The sequence below is a fragment of the Polaromonas sp. genome, from assembly GCF_041689105.1.
Lineage (GTDB): Bacteria > Pseudomonadota > Gammaproteobacteria > Burkholderiales > Burkholderiaceae_C > Polaromonas.
Genome location: NZ_JBDNGU010000035.1, coordinates 1 through 13,584 on the forward strand (window position 1 = coordinate 1; position 13,584 = coordinate 13,584).

Annotated in this window: 17 protein-coding genes and 3 pseudogenes; 3 read left to right on the forward strand and 17 right to left on the reverse strand. The window is 59.7% G+C overall.

Features of this window, described 5'->3' with window-relative positions; all coding sequences use genetic code 11:
• Nucleotides 1-117, forward strand: a pseudogene (locus tag ACESMT_RS03170) (IS630 family transposase); the annotation flags it as partial.
• Here ACESMT_RS03170 and ACESMT_RS03175 read toward each other — a convergent pair.
• The 4 genes and pseudogenes from ACESMT_RS03175 to ACESMT_RS03190 form a co-directional block, all read right to left on the reverse strand.
• Nucleotides 114-971 (reverse strand): DUF3883 domain-containing protein, encoded by an 858-nt coding sequence (locus ACESMT_RS03175; protein WP_372825127.1) that lies wholly within the window; start codon nucleotides 969-971, stop codon nucleotides 114-116. The pseudogene ACESMT_RS03170 and the gene ACESMT_RS03175 sit on opposite strands and share 4 nt — an antisense overlap.
• 242 nt (nucleotides 972-1,213) lie before the next feature.
• Nucleotides 1,214-1,540: pseudogene (locus tag ACESMT_RS03180) on the reverse strand (PolC-type DNA polymerase III); the annotation flags it as partial.
• Between the two features lie 59 nt (nucleotides 1,541-1,599).
• A pseudogene (locus ACESMT_RS03185) lies at nucleotides 1,600-1,854 on the reverse strand (DUF86 domain-containing protein); the annotation flags it as partial.
• Nucleotides 1,851-2,150: a nucleotidyltransferase family protein gene (locus ACESMT_RS03190; RefSeq protein ID WP_372825128.1), complete on the reverse strand. Its 300-nt coding sequence runs from the start codon at nucleotides 2,148-2,150 to the stop codon at nucleotides 1,851-1,853. The gene ACESMT_RS03190 and the pseudogene ACESMT_RS03185, both read right to left, overlap by 4 nt.
• On the opposite strand from ACESMT_RS03190, the gene ACESMT_RS03195 reads away from it, so the two are divergent.
• Nucleotides 2,130-2,384, forward strand: a complete 255-nt coding sequence (locus tag ACESMT_RS03195) for a hypothetical protein (protein ID WP_372825168.1) — start codon at nucleotides 2,130-2,132, stop codon at nucleotides 2,382-2,384. The two genes, ACESMT_RS03190 and ACESMT_RS03195, sit on opposite strands and share 21 nt — an antisense overlap.
• A gap of 178 nt (nucleotides 2,385-2,562) precedes the next feature.
• Here ACESMT_RS03195 and ACESMT_RS03200 read toward each other — a convergent pair whose 3' ends face one another.
• The 13 genes from ACESMT_RS03200 to dnaA all read right to left on the reverse strand — a co-directional run bounded on the left by ACESMT_RS03200 (nucleotide 2,563) and on the right by dnaA (nucleotide 13,062).
• Entirely contained in the window at nucleotides 2,563-3,948 is a 1,386-nt protein-coding gene (locus tag ACESMT_RS03200; RefSeq protein WP_372825129.1) for an ATP-binding protein, read from the reverse strand.
• Nucleotides 3,945-4,616 carry a response regulator transcription factor gene (locus ACESMT_RS03205; protein WP_372825130.1) on the reverse strand — a complete coding sequence of 224 codons (672 nt, stop codon included), beginning with the start codon at nucleotides 4,614-4,616 and terminating at the stop codon, nucleotides 3,945-3,947. Before ACESMT_RS03205 ends, ACESMT_RS03200 begins: the two co-directional genes overlap by 4 nt.
• 16 nt (nucleotides 4,617-4,632) lie before the next feature.
• Nucleotides 4,633-4,869, reverse strand: coding sequence for a PepSY domain-containing protein (locus tag ACESMT_RS03210; protein WP_372825131.1), 237 nt, complete (start codon nucleotides 4,867-4,869; stop codon nucleotides 4,633-4,635).
• Nucleotides 4,870-4,919: 50 nt separating this feature from the next.
• Nucleotides 4,920-5,504: a glycine zipper 2TM domain-containing protein gene (locus ACESMT_RS03215; RefSeq protein ID WP_372825132.1), complete on the reverse strand. Its 585-nt coding sequence runs from the start codon at nucleotides 5,502-5,504 to the stop codon at nucleotides 4,920-4,922.
• A gap of 216 nt (nucleotides 5,505-5,720) precedes the next feature.
• Nucleotides 5,721-6,332, reverse strand: a complete 612-nt coding sequence (locus ACESMT_RS03220; protein ID WP_372825133.1) for a PolC-type DNA polymerase III — start codon at nucleotides 6,330-6,332, stop codon at nucleotides 5,721-5,723.
• A 41-nt stretch (nucleotides 6,333-6,373) separates the two neighbouring features.
• The gene (locus ACESMT_RS03225) at nucleotides 6,374-6,553 is read right to left on the reverse strand and encodes a PIN domain-containing protein (protein WP_372825134.1); all 180 of its coding nucleotides are present in this window, start codon (nucleotides 6,551-6,553) and stop codon (nucleotides 6,374-6,376) included.
• On the reverse strand, nucleotides 6,550-6,798 hold the full coding sequence (locus tag ACESMT_RS03230) for a type II toxin-antitoxin system Phd/YefM family antitoxin (RefSeq protein ID WP_372825135.1): 249 nt from the start codon (nucleotides 6,796-6,798) through the stop codon (nucleotides 6,550-6,552). The genes ACESMT_RS03225 and ACESMT_RS03230 overlap by 4 nt, the downstream gene beginning before the upstream one ends.
• A 169-nt stretch (nucleotides 6,799-6,967) precedes the next feature.
• Entirely contained in the window at nucleotides 6,968-7,147 is a 180-nt protein-coding gene (locus ACESMT_RS03235) for a hypothetical protein (RefSeq protein WP_372825136.1), read from the reverse strand.
• A gap of 21 nt (nucleotides 7,148-7,168) precedes the next feature.
• Complete coding sequence (locus ACESMT_RS03240; protein WP_372825137.1) at nucleotides 7,169-7,528, reverse strand: hypothetical protein; 360 nt, start codon at nucleotides 7,526-7,528, stop codon at nucleotides 7,169-7,171.
• A 40-nt stretch (nucleotides 7,529-7,568) separates the two neighbouring features.
• Entirely contained in the window at nucleotides 7,569-10,196 is a 2,628-nt protein-coding gene (gyrB, locus tag ACESMT_RS03245) for a DNA topoisomerase (ATP-hydrolyzing) subunit B (RefSeq protein ID WP_372825138.1), read from the reverse strand.
• Between the two features lie 92 nt (nucleotides 10,197-10,288).
• Nucleotides 10,289-11,395, reverse strand: coding sequence for a DNA polymerase III subunit beta (gene dnaN, locus ACESMT_RS03250; RefSeq protein ID WP_372825139.1), 1,107 nt, complete (start codon nucleotides 11,393-11,395; stop codon nucleotides 10,289-10,291).
• Between the two features lie 20 nt (nucleotides 11,396-11,415).
• Entirely contained in the window at nucleotides 11,416-11,664 is a 249-nt protein-coding gene (locus ACESMT_RS03255) for a hypothetical protein (protein WP_372825140.1), read from the reverse strand.
• Between the two features lie 3 nt (nucleotides 11,665-11,667).
• Entirely contained in the window at nucleotides 11,668-13,062 is a 1,395-nt protein-coding gene (gene dnaA, locus ACESMT_RS03260) for a chromosomal replication initiator protein DnaA (RefSeq protein ID WP_372825141.1), read from the reverse strand.
• Nucleotides 13,063-13,398: 336 nt separating this feature from the next.
• On the opposite strand from dnaA, the gene rpmH reads away from it, so the two are divergent.
• Complete coding sequence (rpmH, locus tag ACESMT_RS03265; protein ID WP_372825142.1) at nucleotides 13,399-13,533, forward strand: 50S ribosomal protein L34; 135 nt, start codon at nucleotides 13,399-13,401, stop codon at nucleotides 13,531-13,533.
• The last annotated feature ends 51 nt before the right edge of the window (nucleotides 13,534-13,584 follow it).

A 13,584-nucleotide genomic window follows, 5' to 3' on the forward strand; every position in this document is an offset into this window, starting at 1 on the left:
ATCAGAACCAAGGCCAGATTACGCGAGGCCGCCAACGAGCACATGGCGATGCTGAAGCAAAACCCCCAGCGCGTTATGAGCTACTTTCAGGATAGTCGGGTTCGATATGCGGCTTAAGACTTCACAGGGCCGGAGCAATAACCAAAGCTCGCTCTGTAAGTCACCGGGTCTAAGAGGCAATGTTGGTCCAATGCGCCGGGAAGGTCGAAAAGACGCGGCGACTTTCGAAACTCGAATAAACGGTAAAGGTGAAACTGATCTTTCACGCCTTGAGACAGCGCCAATTCACCTCGCGAAACGAAAAATGGGGTGTCCCGACCAAACGTCGTTGTTTTCACCTCGATAAGGCGTTCCTTGCCATCGGATTCGAACGATAGAACGTCGTAGCCAAGTCCGTCTCCTTTCGACTTGGAAACATGCTCGACTCTGTCTGCAAGTCGTTGTTGACCCAATTCGAGAAGACGCCAATGCTCGAACAGAACAACAAACTCCTCACCAGCCAAGCCCAATGAACGATTCTGGGCTTCGCGTTCGAGATAGTCGCGTTTTACAGCCTTGAAAAGTAAGGGGCTTGTTGACTCGGTCACTCTATGTTGCTTTTTCGGCGCTTCAGACTTGACTGACTTGAAGTCGGTTTGGGTAGGTACAACGGCTGGTTGCTGCACTGCCGCAAGGGCCACTTGATCCAACGTCGCCTTGCCGCGTACCTGTTCCTCTGCGACTATCCCCAAGAGCGCTTGATAGTTTGATCGCGGTTGATAGCCTCGGATGTAGGGAAATCCAAGATCAATCATGGCCGCGCTGATATTGCTGTGCTTGAACTCTATGGAGGCATCAGAACGACCACTTAGCGTGCCCTGCAGCCGCCGCCGATGCTCAGTCTTGTTGAAGCTCTGTCCAGCCAGTTCCAACGTCAGCATCTGCAGATAGTCCGCTACGATGGCTTCTACTTCTTCGCGTGACCAATCCATTGGCTCCCCTCGCTTACAGTTGTTTGAAATACCGCCAACTCATGATCGGTGGCGCCATTGCACGATCCCCGCCGTCATTTTCAACTTTGCAGATCAACTTGAGCAAGCCGTATCAAGAGCCGTGACCCACCAACATTTTGCACCCACAATACGCTGGCACCGACAACCGTTGGTGTTTCAGGGCTCCAGCCCTTGATGGTCGTGCGCAGACAGCTACTAAATTTATAGCGTTCCCGGATCACTCACACGCAAACGTACTTCGCCATCAGCGCAGGAACGGCGAGTTTGGCGTAGCGCTGCAGGGTCATCAACAAGGCGTGGTCGGGCTGGCCCACGCGGTGGTGGGTGCGCAGGTCGTGCTGGATCTGGCCCAGCAGCGATGCCGCCATTTCCGCATCGGCCAGCGCCCGGTGGGCGCGGCCTGCGCGGGGCAGGTGGTGGTAGTCCACCAGCACGCCAAGCTTGTGGCTGGGTGCCTGGGGGTACAACCTTCTGGAGACCAGCATGGTGCAGGCAAAGGGTTGGTGCGCTGCCGACCCGGCACGCGCCAGCTCAGCCTGCCAGAACTTGCCTCTTCCAGCTGAGGCGGCTCCCGTGCAACGGTGTTGAACAGGGTTTCATGTTCAACCTGCTCATAGCCGTGCGCCAGTATGTTGCGCAGGCCGATCACCTGCCGCCAGGGCACATTGGGCATCTGCACACTAAGCGCCTCGTCGATGCGGCTGGCCGCCTCGCCCAGATTGATAAACAGCTTTTCAGTCGCCAGACAAAGAATCCGGTTCGCCAGAAACGCTTCAAGACCTTGGTGCGCAAGCAATCCACGGAGCTCCTGCACAAACTGGAGCATATCGGCCAAATGCGCCGGTGTGCGGTCAACCGTCATTCGAAAACGGGCAGCAATTGCGGTTCAATCGCTTTGCGCCGGTAGGCATTGCGAAGGATTGACGGAAAAGCAAGGTCAATTTTTCGACCACCAAACGCCACAGACAGCTCGTCTTGCAGGTCCACCAAGGCGAAGCCGCCGGGGGCCTGCCCCGGGATAAATTCCACCAGCAGATCCACATCGCTCCCAGGACGTTCCTGACCCATTGCCGCAGACCCAAACATGCTCATCTTGCGGACATGGTAGCGCCTGCAGATCTCGGCGATCTGTGAGCGTTGAGCTGGCGCAATGTTCATGTTGCAAATTATGCGCTGAGTACCCTAAACGTCAATATTCGCAGCCCGCAGCGCATTTGTCTCAATAAGCTCCCGGCGCGGCTGCACATCGTCACCCATCAGCGCAAACACGTGATCGGCTTCAATGGCGTCGTCGATCTGATCGCGCAGCAGGCGGTGCACGGTGGTGGGTTCGGCCTGGTGATCAACAAGCACACCGCGCCCAAGCGGGTGCCGTCATGCTGCAGATTATGAGTGTTTCAGGGCTCCAGCCCTTGATGGCCGTGCGCAGACAGCTACCAAATTCATAGCGCTTGCGGATCGCTCACACGTCAGCGTACTTCGCCACCAGCGCAGAAACGGCGGGTTTGGCGCAGCGCTGCAAACGCATTGGTAGCGCATAGTCGGCTCCGCCCCGCCCAGCTTGTCCGGTTCACGCCGCCGGCAACACAATGTCCAGCTGGGCGCCACCCGCGTCTGCGTTCGACAGCTTGACCTCGCCCTGGTGACTGGCCACCAGATCGCGCACCACGGCCAAGCCGATGCCGTGCCCTGGCACCTGTTCGTCCAGCCGCACCCCACGCTGGCGCACGGCCTGCAGATCGCCAAAACCCGGGCCGTCGTCGGTGACGCGGATGCACAATTGATCAGTGCCGTGGTCGGTGTCACGCCAGATGCGTACCGTCACCGCATGTCTGGCCCACTTGGCCGCGTTGTCCAGCACATTGCCCAGAATCTCGAAGGCGTCGCCTTCATCCATGCGCCATGTCAGCTCTGGCGGACAGTCAACGGTGAACACCAGGTTCTTGTCCGCATAGACCTTGGCCAGGGAGTCCCGAATCCGGATCAAGATGGGCGCCAGTGCCAGCGGCGGCGCAAAACGCGCGGCACCACTGGCGCCAGCCCGGCCCAGCTGGTGCCCGACGATGTCGTTCATGCGGGCCACCTGCTCTGCCATCTGTTGCGTCACCGTGACGGGCAACTGGCTGGTGTCATCAAGCGTGGCGCGCATCACGGCCAGCGGTGTCTTGAGGCTGTGGGCAAGGTCGTCCAGCGCATGCTTGTAGCGTGTTTGCCGCGCCCGCTCCTGATCGATCAGGGTATTGAGGTTGTCGGTCAGTCCGGCGATCTCGCTCGGGTAGCGCCCCTGCACCCTGGCCTGCTCGCCATCTTCTATGCGCCGCAGCTCTCTGGTGACCCGGCGCAAGGGGGCCAGCCCCCAGCGCAGCAGCAGCGTCTGCGCAAGCAGCAACAGCAGCCCGGTGCCGCCCAGCCAGGTCCACAGCGTGCGCCCGAAAGCGTCCATCTCTCGATCAAATGCAGCCTTGTCCTCCAGCACAGAAAAAACCAGCGCAGCGCTGCGGTCGTTGACTGACCACTTGACACCGTAGGCTGCGGCCAGAAACCCCTGCCCCGCCGCTGCACCCTGCAACACGTCGTAACGCCACTCGCCGGTTGCCACGCGGCGCTGAAACGGCGGAGCCAAGCCCAGCGTAGAGGGCGATTGCCATTGCTCCCCGGTGTCGGCATTGGCAATGCTGGCGTACAGCCCCGACGCCGGCAGGGACAGGCGCGGCTCGGCCAGCCCCACCGGCATCACCAGGGCGTTGCTGGCATTGAGTTCGGCGCGGGCCATCAGCAGGTAAACGGTGGATTGCAAACGGGCAAAACGGGCCGCACGCACACTGTCCGCATGGGCCTGCTGCACCGCCCAGCCGGCGCCTGCCAGAAAGGCCAGCAACACCAGGGCGGCACCCCACACCAGGCGGGCGCGGATGGACAGACGCGCCATCACCCTGGAAGCGGTTTTCAGGATCATTGCAAGACAAAGCGGTAACCGCGCCCGCGCAGGGTTTCAATCGGCGCGTGGCTGCCATCCGGATCGATTTTGCGGCGCAGCCGCCCCACCAGGACTTCCAGCACATTGCTGTCGCGGTCTTCGTTGTGCGGGTACAGGTAGTCAGACAACTCCTGCTTGCTGACCACGCGCGCGCGTTCACGCACCAGGTAGGCCAGCACGCGGTACTCAAAGGTGGTCAGGTCCAGGCGCACCCCCTGCAGCCGGGCGCTCTGGGCCGAAAAGTCGATGGCGAGCGCGCCCAGGGTGAGCGTGTCTGACGCGGCTTTGAGCGAGCGGCGCAACAGCGCCTTGATGCGCGCGGCCAGCTCCGGGTACTCAAAAGGTTTGACCAGGTAGTCGTCAGCGCCAGCCTCCAGCCCGCGCACCTTGTCTTGCCAGCTGCCGCGTGCGGTCAGGATCAGGATGGGAAGGGTTTTGCCCTGGTCGCGCAGGGTCTGCACCACCGCCAGGCCATTCACTTTGGGCAGGCCCAGGTCAACAATGACGAGGTCTACCGGATACTCGCGGGCCTGAAACAAGCCATCTTCGCCGTCTGCGGCCTGGTCAACACGGTAGCCGTCCGCCTCCAGCTGGTGCGTCAAGCCAAGGCGCAGCGCCGCATCATCCTCGATCAGCAGCACGCGCATTTGCTGTCAAGCCTTGCTACAGCGTGCGGCCGCTGACAGCGTCGATCAGGATCAGCTTGACTTCACCCCGTGGGGTGAGCACTTTCACGCGCCAGACCGAGCGACCCGCGTGCTCGGCCATGTCGACCGCCAACACGCGCCCGCCACTGGTCTGCTGCGCCACGGCCGCCGCGTCATCTCGGCTCACGTTGGCCCAGGCCGGCATGGCCATTGCCATCAACAGGCCGCAAAGCAGGGCAATAAACGTTTTCATGGCGGGATGGGTTCGGGCGGGCGGTAGCAAGCCATGGTACTCCGGGCCGGTCAACGCTCGATCGGATCCACCGACACGCGTACCTGCAGGCTGTTGCCGGGGTTGTTGCGCATGAATGTGTTGTAGAGCTGGCCCCGGTATTCATAGGCTACGCGGTAGCCGCTAAGGCGCGATTGCGTGTCATACACGGTACGGCAACTCTGCACTTCGCGTTGGCCATAGTCGTTGTCGACGCGTTGGTCCCGGTTGGCGAGGTTGTCACCCGTCATGGCGCCCACAACGGCGCCCACAACGGTGGCCGCCTGTTTGCCCCGGCCCCCGCCGACCTGGTTCCCCAACACACTACCGGCCAGGCCGCCCAGAATGGCGCCTCCGTAGTTGCGCCCTTGACGGTCGCTAACGCCCCGGCGGTCTTCATTGATCCACTGGCTGCGGCATTCGTTGCGCGGGACACTGACGTTTTCGTACTGTGGATCAACGCCGCGCACGCGCGCGTTGTCGGTGAAGGTCACGACCTGGTTGGGGTCCTGACTCAGGTTTTGGTTTTGACTCTGGTTTTGGTAGGGGTAGGGGGTCTGGGCCTGCGCGCCAAGTATTCCGGTGGCAAGCAAACTGGCAATGACAAGACGTTTCATGAAAGGCTCCTTGGGTTGGTATGGAGCGCAGTTTGCGCGGGCGTGTGTGAACGCTGGCTGAACAGATTCAAGAAAGTGGCAGCGTCGGCCTGGTGACCAGCGGGCGCACTACGCTTATGCGGCTGCCGTCATGCTGCAGACTATGCGTGTTTCAGGAGCCCAGCCCTTGATGAGCGTGCGCTGACTGCTATCACTTTTATAGCGAATACGGGCGACTCACGCGTCAGCGTACTTCGCCATCAGCGCAGGAACGGCGGGTTTCGCACAGCGCTGCAGGGTCATCAACAAGCCGTGGTCGGGCTGGCCCACGCGGTGGCGTGTGCGCAGGTCGTGCTGGATCTGGCCCAGCAGCGATGCCGCCATTTCTGCATCCGCCAACGCCCGGTGGGCGCGGCCTGCGCGGGGCAGGTGGTGGTAGTCCACCAGCACGCCAAGCTTGTGGCTGGGTGCCTGGGGGTACAACCGTCGGGAGACAAGCATGGTGCAGGCAAAGGGCTGCTGCGCTGCCGCCCCGGCACGCGCCAGCTCAGCCTGCCAGAACTTGCGGTCAAACGATGCGTTGTGCGCCACCAGAGGCGCGTTCCCGACAAAGCGGCTGGCGTCCAGCATGACCCTGGCGGCCTCCGGCGCGCCGGCAACCATGGCGTTGCTGATGCCGGTCAGGCTGGTGATGAAGGCGGGAATAAACACACCAGCATTCATCAGGCTCTGAAAACGATCGACCACGCGGCCGGCCTCCAGCAGAACAATCGCCACCTCGGTCGCGCGGTCGCCCATGGCGGGTGACAGGCCGGTGGTTTCAAAGTCGATGACGGCGATGCAGCTCATACAACGCACTCAGGCTGGCAAGATCATGCTGATCAAAACATTCACGATCGCTCGCCGCAAAGCTCAGCCAGTTTCTCGACGCCTTTGCGAATTTCGCCAAGCGTCAAGGCACTCAAAAACAGCGCTTCATCAGGCGTGCTGGCAAACCAATGCAGTACAGCAGCGGCAGGCTTGGCACGCACCAGCTCAGAAATCACGTTGGTGTCAATCAGGTAACTCACAGCAGGCGCTCACGCGTCAAGCCTGGTTGACGCTCGATGTCCAGCACCTGCCCGGCCATGGGAGAGGCGCGCATGAATTCAACAAACCCGGGTTTGGGGTGCGACAGGCGGGCGTATTCTGCGCGCGAAATCAGGACGGCCACGGGCTCACCGCGCACCGTGATGTCCTGCGGTCCTTCGCTCAGGGCGCGTTTCACCACCTCGCTGAATTTGTTTTTTGCGTCTTGCAGTTGCCAGGTAGACATGGGTCGCTCCAATCTAGTCCGTCTAGTCAAATCATAAGTCGGCTAAGCCCGCACCGCCTACCGCTTCTACACCGACTCCATCTGAGCCTTGCTAACGCTCGCATCGCGACCCACTCGCCGCTTTGCAGCGGCGAACGCAAATCATTGCCCGGGTTCTAGGCTTGATGCATTACGGCTTCTTATACCCTTCAAGCGCTTCCAGATCTGCCAGATCCTTGTGTCGGCCAACGGCCCTTTTGTTGATTTTGAAATCGTCAAGCGAAATGAAGCTGAGCTCAACGCCATCAACTACAACGGTCAAGCGCCGCTGATAACAATCCACGAAGTCCACACCGTCAATACTGGTCAACAAATCAATGCGGGCGGGTGGTTAGCCCATTTGAATGACCTGATTGGGTGTTGTCAGATCAGCCTTGCTGATGCCAAGGCTTCCGAAGCCGAACTGGCCCAATGCCACCCCTATCTTGTCCGCATTGCCCGGGTCCGTCCCTATCCAGAAATCCAGATCACCCGTGTACCGGGGATGACCATACGCTGCCAGCGCATAACCTCCCACCACCAGGTACTCAGCTCCGTTTGAGTTGAGTAATTCGGCAAACTCTTTGAAGTCGGAAGTCAACATGCCCTTGTCCTTGACTGTGCTGCAGGCGCAGCGCTTCCACTGCATCAATCCGTGCCGCAACCGGCTGTGCCAACCAGTACGCCAGGTCAGCCGGCTGCTGCGCGTCATGAAGCTGGGTCCGGGTTACAGCGCGCTCCATGACCACGTTTCAAACGTCAATATTCGCTGCTCGCAGCGCATTCGTCTCGATAAACTCGCGGCGCGGTTCGACGTCGTCGCCCATCAGCATGGTGAACACGTGATCGGCTTCAATGGCGTCGTCGATCTGTACGCGCAGCAGGCGGCGCACGGCAGGGTCCATCGTGGTTTCCCATAACTGGGCCGGGTTCATCTCACCCAGGCCTTTATAGCGCTGGCGTGCGGTGGCGCCTTCGGCCTGGACGATCAGCCAGACCATGGCTTCGCGGAAGGTCTCGACCTTTTCTTCCTTCTGGCGCTCGCCTTCGCCACGCGTCACTTTGGCGCCTTCGCTCATCAGGCCCTTGAAGGTCACGGCGGCCTCCACCAGCGCGGCGTAGTCAGCGCCGTGCACAAAGTCTTGCGTCAACACGCTGCTTTTCACGTTGCCATGGTGGCGGCGGCTGATGCGCAGTATCGGTTTGTCGTTACGTGCGTCAAACTCGCCGGCTACTTCGGCTGTCGGCAACTGGGCCTGCAACGCGGCGGCTGAGCGCTCGGCGTCTTCCACCGTGTCCAGGTTCAGCGCCACGCCGTCGGCAATCGCCTTGAGCGCCTCCGCGTCCATGTAGCCGCGCAGGCGGGTAATCACGGACTCGGCAAGCTGGTGCTTGCGGGCCAGCTCGGCCAGTGTGTCGCCGGTCAGCAGCGAGCCCTTGCCGGTCGACGGATCGGCGCCGGTTTGCACAGCGGCGTCTTTCAGCGCAATCTTCAGCAAAAAGCTGTCGAGAGCCGGGGCGTCTTTCAGGTACTGCTCTTCCTTGCCCGACTTGACCTTGTACAGCGGCGGCTGCGCAATGTAGATGTGGCCGCGCTCAACCAGCTCGGGCATCTGCCGGTAGAAAAAGGTCAGCAGCAGCGTGCGGATGTGCGCGCCGTCCACGTCGGCATCGGTCATGATGATGATGCGGTGGTAACGCAGCTTGGCGACGTTGAAGTCATCGTTGCCGGTGGTGCCGCCGGCCTTGCCGATGCCAGTACCCAGGGCGGTGATCAGCGTCAAAATCTCGTTGCTGGTCAGCAGCTTTTCATAACGCGCTTTTTCGACGTTGAGAATCTTGCCGCGCAGCGGCAGGATTGCCTGAAACTTGCGGTCTCGGCCCTGCTTGGCAGAGCCGCCGGCGGAGTCGCCCTCGACGATGTAAATCTCGCACAGCGCCGGGTCTTTCTCCTGGCAGTCGGCCAGCTTGCCGGGCAGGCCCATGCCGTCGAGCACGCCCTTGCGGCGCGTCATGTCGCGCGCCTTGCGGGCGGCTTCACGCGCACGCGCGGCTTCGATGATCTTGCCGACGATGATCTTGGCGTCGTTGGGACGCTCTTGCAGGTAGTCGCTCAGCAGCCGGCTGACGATGTCTTCGACCGGGCCGCGCACCTCGCTGCTGACCAGCTTGTCTTTGGTCTGGCTGGAGAACTTGGGCTCGGGCACCTTGACGCTCAACACGCAGGTCAGCCCTTCACGCATGTCGTCGCCGGTGACCTCAACCTTGGCTTTTTTAGCCAGCTCGCTGTCGTCGATGTATTTGTTGATGACACGTGTCATCGCGGCGCGCAGGCCGGTCAGATGGGTGCCACCGTCACGCTGCGGAATGTTGTTGGTAAAACACAGCACCTGCTCGTTGTAGCCGCTGTTCCATTGCATGGCGACTTCGACACCGATGTTGGTGTTCTGGTCGCTCTGGCGGTCACCCATGGCGTGGAAAACGTTGGGATGCAGGACGGTCTTGCCCTTGTTGATGAAGTTGACGAAACCTGTCACGCCGCCGGCACCGGCAAAGTCGTCTTCCTTGCCGCTACGCTCGTCCTTCAGGCGGATCTTCACACCGTTGTTCAGAAAGCTCAGCTCGCGCAGGCGTTTGCTCAAAATCTCGTAATGAAAGTCGTTGTTCTGCTGAAAGATGTCGGTGTCGGGTAGAAAGTGAACCTCGGTGCCGCGCTTGTCGGTGTCACCGAGTACCTGCATCGGCGAGACCTCCACGCCACCAACCGTGTTGATGATGCGGTTTTGCACAAAGCCTTTTGAAAATTCCATCACATGGACCTTGCCCTCGCGGCGGATGGTCAGGCGCAGCATTTTGGACAGTGCATTCACACAACTCACGCCCACGCCGTGCAGGCCGCCCGATACCTTGTAGCTGTTCTGGTTGAACTTGCCGCCGGCATGTAACTCGGTCAATGCGATCTCGGCTGCCGAGCGCTTGGGCTCGTGTTTGTCGTCCATCTTGATGCCGGTGGGAATGCCCCGACCGTTGTCCACCACGCTGATGGAGTTGTCCAGATGAATGGTGACCATGATGTCGTCGCAATGGCCGGCCAGCGACTCGTCGATGGAGTTGTCGACCACCTCGAACACCAGATGGTGCAGGCCGGTACCGTCAGACGTGTCACCGATGTACATGCCAGGGCGCTTACGCACGGCCTCCAGGCCCTCCAGGATCTGGATTGAGCCCTCGCCGTACCCTTCAGACGCGCCGGCTTGATTGGTGTCGATCTTGGGCTGAAAATTGGAGCTGCCCTCACCACCCTCGCCTGAATGCACGCCTTCGATGGCACGGCCTGCGTTATCAGGAGTGGCTTCGTTGGGTTTGTTTTCTTCGGTCATAACTACGTTTTCTCAATCTCTTCAATGACCAAACCCGCTTTGGTTAGCGGGTTCGGTGAGGGTGGCGGTTCTGTTTTATTGACTGATGGGGCTTAAATCCGCATCGGCATCACAACGTATTTAAAGGCCGCGTTGTCGGGAATGGTCAACAGCGCAGAGCTGTTGGAGTCAGCCAGCTCGATCTTCACCATGTCCTGCTCCATGTTGGCCAGGGCGTCGATCAGGTAGGTGACGTTGAAGCCGATTTCGATCGCGTCGCCGCCGTAATCGATGTCGAGCTCGTCCACGGCCTCTTCCTGCTCGGCGTTGTTGGACGCCACACGCAAGGTGCCGGGCTCGATGTTCAGACGCACACCCTTGAACTTCTCGCTGGTCAGAATGGCGGTGCGCTGCAGGCTGGCCAGCAACGGCACACGGCCCAGGGTGATGATGTTTTTGTGGTTCTTGGGAATGACGCGGTTGTAGTCGGGGAACTTACCCTCGACCAGCTTGGTGACGAACTCCATGCCTTCGAAAGAGAACTTGGCCTGGTTACCGGCAAACTGCATCTCGATCGCGCCCTCTTTGTCGCTGAGCAGGCGCTGCATCTCGAGCACGGTCTTGCGCGGCAGGATCACTTCCTGGCGTGGCACCTCGACATCGAGTGTTGCCGACGAAAACGCCAGTCTGTGACCATCGGTGGCCACCAGGCTGAGCTGTTTGCCTTCAGCCACGAAGAGGATGCCGTTGAGGTAGTAGCGGATGTCGTGCACGGCCATCGCAAACGACACCTGGTTCAGCAGCTCTTTCAAAACCTTTTGCGGAACCGAAAAGCTAGGGCCAAAGTTGGCGGCTTCCTGCACCAGCGGAAAGTCTTCGGCCGGCAAGGTCTGCAACGTGAACCGGCTCTTGCCGCCCTTGAGGATCAGCTTGCTCTGCGCTGACTCCAGCGACACGGTCTGGTCGCTCGGCATCGAGCGCAGGATGTCGATGAGCTTGCGAGCACCCACGGTGGTCGTGAAGTTGCCCGTGTCGCCGTCAAGTTCGGCAGTGGTGCGGATCTGGATCTCGAGGTCGCTGGTCGTCAGCTGCAGCTGCGAGCCGGTTTTGCGAATCAGCACGTTGGCCAGAATCGGCAGTGTGTGCCTGCGCTCCACGATGCCTGCGACCGACTGCAGAACTGCTAAAACTTTATCCTGGGTGGCTTTGAGAACAATCACTGTCTTAACCTCTTGTTTCTTTAATTCAAATTAGTAGTAGTAGATAAGGGCAGCATGTTTCTGTGGACAGGCCCATTTTCTTCTTTTTGATCAACTACTTGGCGCTTGTTTAACCTTGTGGTCAAACGCCCCCTCAACCCTGCTGCCAAATATGAACAACTTTCAGAAATCCACTTCTCCTGTGGATAAGTCATGGGTTGTTCAAAAACTATCCACAAAGTTGTCAGGCGGGCCTGAAACAATGGAAAAGCGGCTGAAAAAGCATTCATTTTTCAGCCTTTCAGGGTTTGTTCCAGCACGTGCAGCTGCTGGTTGAGTTCGGTCATCTGCTGACGCTCGGCCGACATCTTGCGCACGGCATGTAACACCGTGGTGTGGTCGCGGCCGCCAAACAGCTCGCCGATCTCTGGCAGGCTCTTCTGGGTCAGCTCCTTGGCCAGATACATGGCAATCTGGCGCGGCCTGGCAATGCTGGCCGGGCGCTTCTTCGAATACATGTCGGCGACTTTGATCTTGTAATAGTCAGCGACGGTTTTCTGGATGTTCTCAACCGATATCTGCCGATTCTGGATGGACAACAGGTCGCGCAACGCCTCGCGAGCGAGCTGAATCGATATCTCTTTGAGGTTGAAGCGTGAATACGCCAGGATCTTGCGCAGCGCGCCCTCAAGCTCACGAACGTTGGAACGAACGTTCTTGGCCACAAAAAAGGCGACCTCTTCGGGCATGACCGTGCCTTCGGCCTCGGCCTTGCGAATGAGAATGGCCACGCGCATTTCGAGCTCAGGCGGCTCGATGGCGACGGTCAGGCCCGAATCAAAACGCGAGATCAGACGCTCGTGAATGTCGGTCAGGCCTTTGGGGTAGGTGTCGCTGGTCATCACAATGTGTGATTTTTTGGTCAGCAAGGCCTCAAAGGCGTTGAAAAACTCCTCCTGGGTGCGGTCCTTGTTGGCCAGAAACTGCACATCGTCAATCAGCAGCAGATCCAGCGAGTGGTAACGCTCTTTGAACTCGTCAAAAGTCTTGCGCTGATAGGCTTTAACCACATCAGAGACAAACTGCTCAGCATGGATGTAGAGAACTTTGGCGGCAGGGTTGTCGGCCAGCAGCTTGTTGCCGATGGCGTGCATCAAATGGGTCTTGCCCAGACCCACGCCGCCGTAGATAAAAAGCGGGTTATAAAGCTGGCCCAAACTGCTGGAGACATGCATGGCGGCGGCGCGGCCCATGCGGTTGGCCGTGCCTTCGATCAGGGTGTCAAAGGTCAGCGCCGTGTTCAGCCGGTTCTTGAACGGGGCACCGGCGACTTCTTCGGGCACCCCCAGGCCGGCGGGTTCAGAAACCCCGTTGCCCTCAAAGCTGCGCGTAAGAGGCATCGTCCGGGCGGTGGGTTCCCGCTGAGCGAGCGCTAACTCCAAGGGGATACTGTGACCGGAGATTTTTTCAAGCAGGGCGGAAATTCGGCCGGCGTATTGCGCGCGAATCCAGTCCAGCTTGAAGCGGTTACCGACATGAATGGTGACTTTGGACAGATCGGTCGCGACCTCGGCTACCAGCGGGCGGATCCAGGTATTGAACTGCTGCTCAGGCAACTCCTGCGCCAGGTGATCGACGCAGCTTTGCCACAGGTCATGGCTGGAACTGAAAGCGGAACCCTCACGCATGGGGTGTTTTGGCTGTAGCGCTACAGTGGTCAGCAGGCTTCTGCTTGTGGATATTATTAATTTTTGGCACCCGTTATTGTAGTCGTGCGCCCTAGTTATCCACAAAAAATTTGCTGCGGGTTTTAACCTAGTTCACCGCTCCGTGGCAACCGGCCCCATCTCAGCCTTTACCGCCAAAGCCGGGCCTAACTTGTTGCCACGTCTGGGAAATCTGCGATAATCATGGGTTTCCCTGACTCGTCGCGGGTTTGCAGGTCGTGCAGCAGCTGTTTATTGGTTGCTGAACCACGCATTGCGGATTTTGCAAAGGGAGCTTTGTAGCCTGTAGGACCCATCATGAAACGAACATACCAACCTTCCAAAATCAAACGCGCACGTACGCACGGCTTTCTGACGCGCATGAAAACACGTGGCGGCCGCGCAGTGATTGCTGCCCGTCGCGCCAAAGGCCGCAAGCGCCTGGCTGTATAAGCTCGCCCCGCAGGCCAGTTGCCTCACGCGCGGACGCTTGCGTTCGGGTCT